6 protein-coding genes and 2 pseudogenes are annotated in these 7,315 nt (G+C 67.2%); 2 read left to right on the top strand and 6 right to left on the bottom strand.

Features of this window, described 5'->3' with window-relative positions; genetic code table 11:
• A pseudogene (locus J7E68_RS01040) lies at positions 1 to 315 on the bottom strand (mannitol dehydrogenase family protein); the annotation flags it as partial.
• On the bottom strand, positions 312 to 1,709 hold the full coding sequence (gene uxaC / locus J7E68_RS01035; protein WP_215169047.1) for a glucuronate isomerase: 1,398 nt from the start codon (positions 1,707 to 1,709) through the stop codon (positions 312 to 314). The pseudogene J7E68_RS01040 and the gene uxaC, both read right to left, overlap by 4 nt.
• A gap of 141 nt (positions 1,710 to 1,850) precedes the next feature.
• Between uxaC and J7E68_RS01030 the strand changes: the two genes are divergently transcribed.
• Positions 1,851 to 2,885, top strand: a complete 1,035-nt coding sequence (locus J7E68_RS01030; RefSeq protein WP_215169045.1) for a LacI family DNA-binding transcriptional regulator — start codon at positions 1,851 to 1,853, stop codon at positions 2,883 to 2,885.
• 27 nt (positions 2,886 to 2,912) lie between these two features.
• Here the strand turns inward: J7E68_RS01030 and J7E68_RS01025 are convergent, their stop codons facing one another.
• Positions 2,913 to 3,320, bottom strand: coding sequence for a tautomerase family protein (locus tag J7E68_RS01025; protein ID WP_215169043.1), 408 nt, complete (start codon positions 3,318 to 3,320; stop codon positions 2,913 to 2,915).
• Positions 3,321 to 3,496: 176 nt separating this feature from the next.
• Between J7E68_RS01025 and J7E68_RS01020 the strand changes: the two genes are divergently transcribed.
• Entirely contained in the window at positions 3,497 to 4,945 is a 1,449-nt protein-coding gene (locus tag J7E68_RS01020; protein WP_235560790.1) for a sugar porter family MFS transporter, read from the top strand.
• Positions 4,946 to 5,083: 138 nt separating this feature from the next.
• Here J7E68_RS01020 and J7E68_RS01015 read toward each other — a convergent pair whose 3' ends face one another.
• The 3 genes and pseudogenes from J7E68_RS01015 to J7E68_RS01005 form a co-directional block, all read right to left on the bottom strand.
• Entirely contained in the window at positions 5,084 to 5,950 is an 867-nt protein-coding gene (locus J7E68_RS01015) for a sugar phosphate isomerase/epimerase (RefSeq protein ID WP_215169039.1), read from the bottom strand.
• 17 nt (positions 5,951 to 5,967) lie between these two features.
• A complete protein-coding gene (locus tag J7E68_RS01010; RefSeq protein WP_215169037.1) occupies positions 5,968 to 6,981 on the bottom strand; it encodes a Gfo/Idh/MocA family protein in 1,014 nt (337 codons plus the stop codon).
• 27 nt (positions 6,982 to 7,008) lie between these two features.
• A pseudogene (locus J7E68_RS01005) lies at positions 7,009 to 7,315 on the bottom strand (2-keto-myo-inositol dehydratase); the annotation flags it as partial.

Raw genomic sequence — 7,315 nt, 5'->3', positions numbered from 1 at the left:
CTCGGGAGCGGCGATGTCGTTCACGAACGACGGGATGTCGGTTCCCGGATGCGCCCGGACGATGCTGCCGATCCGTTCGGCTTCGTCGCCTGCCGGCGAGCGCACGATCAGTGTGTAGAGGCCGTCCTGGGCGGTGAGGTCGTCTGCGAGTCCCGCGCTTCGTCCGGTGTACGCCGCGATCCCCCATTCAGCCGCGTCCGACGCGTGGGCCGTGTACCAGGCCAGATGCGAACGGTGGAAAGCGCCGAGCCCCATGTGGACGATCCGCACGGGCGGGGCCGGCGACTCGCGCACTCCGAGTGTCGTGCCGCTCACAGCTTGAACACCCGCTTCGGCTGCGGACCGACGATGTCGTCGATGATCGTGGCCGCCGATTCTTCGCTCACCCGGCCCTCGACCACGAGGCGGGCGAGGAATGCGGCATCCGCTCGACGCGCGGTGTCGTGCCGGGCTGGGATCGAGAGGAACGCGCGGGTGTCGTCGATGAAGCCCGACCCCCGTGAGAATCCTGCGGTCTCGGTCACGGCCGACCGGAATCGGGCCATGGCGTCGGGCGCGTCGAGGAACCACCACGGAGCCCCGATGTAGACGCTCGGGTAGAAGCCCGCGAGCGGCGCGACCTCCCGCGAATAGACGGTCTCGTCGACGGCGAACAGCACGAGATGCAGATCGCGCTCGAGCCCGAACCGCTCGAGTAGCGGCCGCAGACCGCCGACGAAGTCGGTGCGCCGGGGAATGTCGTGGCCCGTGTCGGGCCCGAACCTGCCGAACGTCTCCGCATTGTGATTGCGGACCACGCCCGCATGGATCGTCATGACCAGACCGTCGTCGACGCTCATCCGGGCCATCTGCAGCAGCATGTGGGCGCGGAAGGCGTGACGATCGGCCGCATCCGCACCCCCGGTCAGGACACGGGCGAACAGCGCCTGCCCCTCGACGGCATCGAGATCGAGGGTGTCGGGCGCCTCGACGCCGTGGTCGGCCGAGACGGCTCCGTGCTCGATGAAGTACCGCCTGCGCTGCTCGAGCGCTGCGAGGTAGCCGGCGAAGGTGCAGGGCTGCCCAGTGCTCTCGAGCAGGCGTCGGACGTTCTCGGCGAAGCCCGCGGCGTCCGGGTCGAGGTAGCGGTCGGGCCGGAACGTGGGCACGACCCTGCCGACCGCACCCTCGGCGGTGAGCGCCGCATGCCCTGCAAGGTCGTCGAGCGGATCGTCGGTCGTCGCGAGCACCTCGATGTTGAAGCTCTCGTAGAGCGCGCGCGGTCGCATGCTCGGATCGGCGAGCTTCGCGGCGATGTGATCGTAGGCATCGTCTGCCGTTGCGGCCGTGAGCGGCGTCCGCAGATCGAGCACGTTCTCGAGCGACTCGCTCAGCCAGTACCCCGACGCAGTGCCCGCGAACAGGGTCCACCGTTCGGCGAACAGCCGCCACACCTCGCGCGGGTTCGCTGTCGCCCCACCGACGCCGAGCTCATCGAGTCCGATGCCCGAGGCATGCAGCAGCCTGGTGACGTAATGGTCGTGCGTGATCAGCAAAGATGCCGGGTCGGCGAAAGGACGATCGTCGACGAGCCACTCCACCGGCACGTGGCCATGCGGGGAGACGATGGGCGCAGCTGAGACGCTCTCGTACAGGGATCGTGCGACGGAACGCGTCGCCGGGTCGGCAGGAAGCAGGCGGTCGCGGTCGCGGCGTTGCGGCTGGAGCATTCCTCTATCAGACCGGTTCCCATCGATTTTGTCAATCGGTTGCCAAAGGCACCCAGACCGTTGTGCACCCGCGCGAAGCGACTCCTGCCCTACGATCGAGGAACCGGATGCCGGTCGCCACGATGGAGGGGAAGACACTCGATGTCGCTAGACGAGACACACGCATCCGACGAGGCACCGGATGATGACGGACGCTCGGCTCGCCGACCCACCATCTACGACATCGCGCAGCGGGTCGGCCTCAATCCCTCGACGGTCTCCCGCGCTCTGAACAAGCCGGGCCGCACGAACGCAGCGACCGAAGAGAAGATCCGCGCGGCGGCCGCCGAGCTCGGCTACCGCGCCAACCCCATGGCACGGGCACTTCCCACCGGCCGGTCGGGCACCTACGCCGTCGTTCTCCCCGACATCACGAACCCGGTTCACTTCGAACTGATCCGCGGCGCTGAGCAGGTCGCCCGCGCCGGCGGCTTCACCCTCGTCGTGTCGGAGACCGAAGCCACAGCAGACATCGAACGGGAGACCATCGAGGCTCTGCAGTCTTCTGTCGACGGTCTGCTCGTCGTCGCCTCGCGCCTCGACGATGCAGCCCTCGCAGACCTGGCTCGCGTGAAGCCGATCGTGGCGGCCAACCACTCGGCGCCCTCGCTGCCGAGTGTGATTCCCGACCTGGCGATGGGGCTGACCGCTGCCATGGATCACCTCCGCGATCTCGGACATCGATCCGTGGCCTACCTCGGCCTGAGCGGCCTGCAGATCAATCGCTCCCGGTGGGAGCTCACGCTCGACCTGGCGACGTCGCGCGACATATCTCTGGTGGAGATCGCCGTGGAGGCCCCGACCGTAGAGGCAGGGGCGGATGCACTGCCTCGCGTGCGCGCCAGCGGCGTGACCGCCGTTCTGGCCTACAATGACCTGGTCGCTCACGGTCTGCTCCGAGCGGCCCGCGGCGCCGGCCTCACTCTGCCCGAGGTGTTCAGCGTGATCGGGTTCGACGACATCTTCAGCGCCGAGCTCGCCGTCCCCGCGCTGACGACACTCCGCTCTCCGCTGCGGGAGATCGGCACGAGGGCGATGGAGACACTCATCGACCCCGAGCGGAACCGCGTCCCCTCGAAGGTCGTCCTCCCGCTCGATCTCGTCGTGCGCGAATCGACCGCACGACCCGTCGGGTGAGGCCCCACTTCGCCGGATGCCCTGCGGTCACGCCGTGGGAGCGGCAGATGGCACGGCGAGCTCCCCGGTGAGGTACTGCGCTCGCCCGAAACCGAACGACCAGTCCTGAGGGCCGTTCTCGACGTATCCGATGAAGACGTCCTCGCCCGCGACGCCCACCGCAGCGAGTCGAGCTGCGATCTCGGCATAGAGGTTCTGCTTCGTCTGGTCGCTGCGCCCGCGCTGGGTGAAGATCTGGATGATCACCGGGTCGGTCCGATCGAAACCGAGACCGGCGTCCTCCGCGATGATCGTGGTCGCCGATCGCGAGGTGACCACCTGGAATCGGTCACGGACCGGAATGCCGTACACCTCGACGATCGCGTCGTGGATCGCTTCCGAGATCTCCTGGGAGTTCGAACGGGCGTCGCTGTGGTCGATACGTACGAGTGGCATGGTTCCTCCTGAGTGTTTGTCCTGACATTCTCACATTTTCCGGATCGGTTCGTCAAACGCTTGCGCCCGATCTTTCGTCCATGCAAGAATGTCTTTACATGGAACCCCGTGTTGTGTTCCTCACTCTCACTCGCCGCAGCCCATCGCGCGGCGATTTCACGCAAAGGAGCGTCCTCGTGTCGAATTCCCGCATCACCAGACCGTCGTCGGTTGTGACCGGCGGCACCGCAGGGCGGGGGTTCCTCGCTCGCCTCACGGTGATCTCCACCCTCGGCGGCCTGCTCTTCGGTTACGACACCGGAGTCATCTCCGGTGCGCTGCTGTACATGCGAGATGACCTCGCGATGTCCACGGGAGAAGAGGCCTGGGTCGTCAGCGCACTCCTCTTCCCCGGCGCCGCCTTCGGCGCGCTGCTGGGTGGGCGCATCGCCGATGCGCTCGGGCGCAAGCGCAGCCTTCTCGTCTGCGCCGTGATCTTCCTGATCGGAGCCATCGCCTGCGCGATCGCCCCGAACGTCACGATCATGGTGATCGCGCGCATCTTCCTCGGGTTCGGAGTAGGCGCCGCCGCCGTGGCGTGCCCCCTCTACCTCGCAGAGATGGCGCCGGCCGACAAACGCGGCCGCATGGTCACGATCAACGAGCTGATGATCGTCACGGGTCAGCTGCTCGCCTTCGCGATCAACGCGCTGCTCGCCGTGCTGATCAGTGACACGCACGTCTGGCGCATCATGCTGGCGGTCGCATCCGTGCCCGCGATCATCCTGCTCGTCGGCATGCTGCTCCTGCCCGAATCGCCCCGCTGGTTCGGCGCCCGAGGCCGACTCGATGAGGCACGACTCGTGCTCAGCAAGAGCCGCACTCCCGACGAGGTCGAGACAGAACTTGCCGAGATCGCGCAGAACGCGAGCGTCGAGGGCGATCAGCGTCGCCACGCGTGGCGGGCGCTGCGCGACAACCGCTGGATGCGACGGCTCCTGTACGTCGGCTTCGGTCTCGCGACGGTGCAGCAGGCCACCGGCATCAACACGGTCAACTACTACGCTCCCAGCATCCTGACCCAGACAGGTCTCGGCGACCAGGCCGCCCTCATCGCGACGATCGGCGTCGGGCTCACCAGCGTCATCATGACCATCGTGGGGATCTGGTTGATCGGATTCATCGGACGACGCAGGATGCTGGCCATCGGCTTCAGCGGCGTGGTCGGCTCGCAGATCGTGCTCTCCCTGGTCTTCCTGCTGCCCGAGTCGGATGGGGTCAGCTACCTGATTCTCGCGGCGATGATGCTCTTCGTCGCCTTCGTCCAGGGCTTCATCGGCACCGTCGTCTGGCTGCTGCTGAGCGAGATCTTCCCGCTCGCGATCCGAGGTCTCGCCATGGGCCTCGCCGTGTTCGTGCTGTGGACGGTCAACGCGTTCATCTCCTTCGTCTTCCCGCAGATCGTCGAGGGCATCGGGTCCACCTGGACCTTCGCTCTGTTCGCGGCGATCAACGCCGTATCGCTGTGGTTCGTGCTGACGCAGGTCCCCGAGACCAAGGGCCGCTCGCTCGAGACGCTCGAGACCGACTTCCGCACCCAGGCGATCCGCACCATCCCTCGTCGGGAGCGCCTCGCGGGTCGATGATGCATCGCCTCTGAGAGGGGGTGGGGAGCCTGACCGGCTCCCCACCCCCTCTCTTCGTGCGCCCTGGCCATGGAAAAGCCCCCTCCTCGAGATCGAGGAGGGGGCTTTTCTGCGCGATGCGCGGCTCGTGCGCGGGACTCAGCCGATCAGCTCGCGCAGCCTCTGCAGCTGGAAGCGGGAGACCTCGTCGGCCCGCTCGTCCTCGGCGAAGACGTTCGAGACCAGCAGCGCATCGGGGCGATCCAGATAGCCGGTCGCCCGCAGCGTGTCGAACAGTTCGGTCCAGCTCACGTCGCCGTCGCCGATCTGCAGGTGCTGGTGCACGCGGGCCGCGTTGCCGGGCGGGTTCGAGATGTAACGGAGGCCATGAGACCGATGGTGATCGAAGGTGTCGGCCGCGTAGACCGCGCCCAGTCGCTCACCGATCTCGGGAAGCAGAGTCGCCGCCCGGTCGCCGTAGTGGAACGTGTGAGACGCGACGTACACGAATCCGACGGCCGACGAGTTCAGCCCGCGGATCACTCGCCAGGCCTCGAGTCCGTCCTCGACGAAGTCGTCGGGGTGCGGGTCGATGTTCATCCGCACCCCTTCCTTCTCGAGGATCGGCAGCAGCTCTTCCATCGAGCGGTAGAACGCGTCCTCACTCTCCTCCTGGAGCTCCGGTCGACCCGAGAACTCCGTATTCAGCACCGGGGCGTCCAGAGCGACGGCCAGCTCGATGATGCGCCGCATGTTGCGCACGGCCGCTGTGCGCTCCGCCTCGACGGGAGACGAGATGCGCTGCACCGGGAGCAGCGCGGGGATCGTCACACCGGCGTCCGCCGCGCGCTTCTTGAGCGCGGCGGCGAGCGCGTCGTCGGCCTTCGGATGCCGGAAGAACGGAGCGAAATCGGCGTGCGGCGTGAGGTGCAGATGCTCGTACCCGAGACGCGCGGCGACGTCCGGGAAGTCGAGGAGCGCGTGATCGTGGTGGTACGGCGTGGGGTCGAGTGCGATGCGGACCATGTCGGTTCCTCTCCGGCTCAGGCGTAGAACGCAGGACGCTCAGCAGCCTCGACGGGAACGATACCGCCGTCGAGCGCCTTGACCCCCGCCTCGCACGCGAGCGCGACCAGGTATCCGTCCCAGGCATTAGGACCGTCGACGAGGCGGCCGTCCTTGACGGCGTTCACCCACCGCTGGATCTGGCGGTCGTACGCCTCCGCGAAGCGCGTCGTGAAGCTCGTGTGGTCCTTGATCGAGAACTGCCCGTCGCGCCACTGCTGCAGGCCCGACGGCTGCCCGATGCGGGCGATGCCCTTCTCGAACACCGCCTCGGTGCCGACCTGGTAGCCGAACTGCACGCTCACGTTCATCTCGACGTCGACGAGCACACCGTTCTCGAGCTCCATGATCACGAGGATGGGCTCGCGCAGGTGCTCGGGAGTGAGGGTGTTGCGCCGCGGGAACTTGATCTCGACCGACTTCACAGCGGATCCGGCCAACCACGGGATGACGTCGAACTCATGCACGACCGAGTCGGTGATGAGCATCGTCTGCGTGTAGCTGTCGGGCACGGAGGGGTTGCGGTGCACGCCGCGCACCATGACCAGATCGCCGGCGTCGCCCGAGGCGATCAGTTCGCGCAGGGCCGCGTACTCGGGGTCGAAGCGGCGCATGAAGCCGATCTGGATGTGCGGCCTGTCGAGCTTCTGCTCGCGCTGGATGATGTCCCACGACGTGGCGGAGTCGGGTGTGAGCGGCTTCTCGCACAGGATCGGAAGACCGGCCTCGAGTGCCGGCACCAGAACCGGCTCGTGGAACTGACCCGGGGTCGCGATCAGCCCGGCGTCGAGTGCCCCTGCGGCGATCGCGTCTTCGACACGGCTGAAGGTCACGGCTCCCGGAGCCTTCTCCGCGGCCGCCGCCGCGCGCCCGGGATCGGGCTCGACGATCGCCGAGACGACGGCGCCCGAGATGCGATGGGTGATGCGCGCGATGTGATCGGCGCCCATGAGTCCGGCGCCGACGACGCCGATACGGAGGTCAGAGGTCATGAGTTCAGTGCTCCAGAAGAGAAGGGATCAGTGGATGCGGGCGAGATGGGTGCATCCGAAGATGTGCTCGCGTGTGCGCTGGGCGATGGGGAAGGGGTAGTCGACGTCGCAGCCGTACATGTCCTGCTCGACGATCGCGAAGATCTCGGAATCGATCGCGGCGACCGCGTCGATGATCGGCCCGAGATCGGGCACGCCGTGCGGCGGCTCGATCATGATGCCCTGCGTGACGGCATCAGCGAAAGGAACGTCGTTCTTCAGCACGTCGAAGAGCAGCGAGGTGTCTACCTGCTTGAGATGCAGGTAGCCGATGCGCTCGGGGCGCTCCTGGATG

The sequence above is a fragment of the Microbacterium sp. ISL-103 genome (genome assembly GCF_018613995.1).
Taxonomy (GTDB): Bacteria; Actinomycetota; Actinomycetes; order Actinomycetales; family Microbacteriaceae; genus Microbacterium.
The sequence above is the reverse complement of the archived record's forward strand: the minus strand, read 5'-3'. Positions and strand labels throughout refer to the sequence as shown.

Excerpts from the sequence above, each read along its gene's own strand:
- uxaC (WP_215169047.1), bottom strand. The coding sequence starts at position 1,709 with ATGCTCCAGCCGCAACGCCGCGACCGCGACCGCCTGCTTCCTGCCGAC.
- J7E68_RS01030 (WP_215169045.1), top strand. The coding sequence starts at position 1,851 with ATGTCGCTAGACGAGACACACGCATCCGACGAGGCACCGGATGATGAC.
- J7E68_RS01025 (WP_215169043.1), bottom strand. The coding sequence starts at position 3,320 with ATGCCACTCGTACGTATCGACCACAGCGACGCCCGTTCGAACTCCCAG.
- J7E68_RS01015 (WP_215169039.1), bottom strand. The coding sequence starts at position 5,950 with ATGGTCCGCATCGCACTCGACCCCACGCCGTACCACCACGATCACGCG.
- J7E68_RS01010 (WP_215169037.1), bottom strand. The coding sequence starts at position 6,981 with ATGACCTCTGACCTCCGTATCGGCGTCGTCGGCGCCGGACTCATGGGC.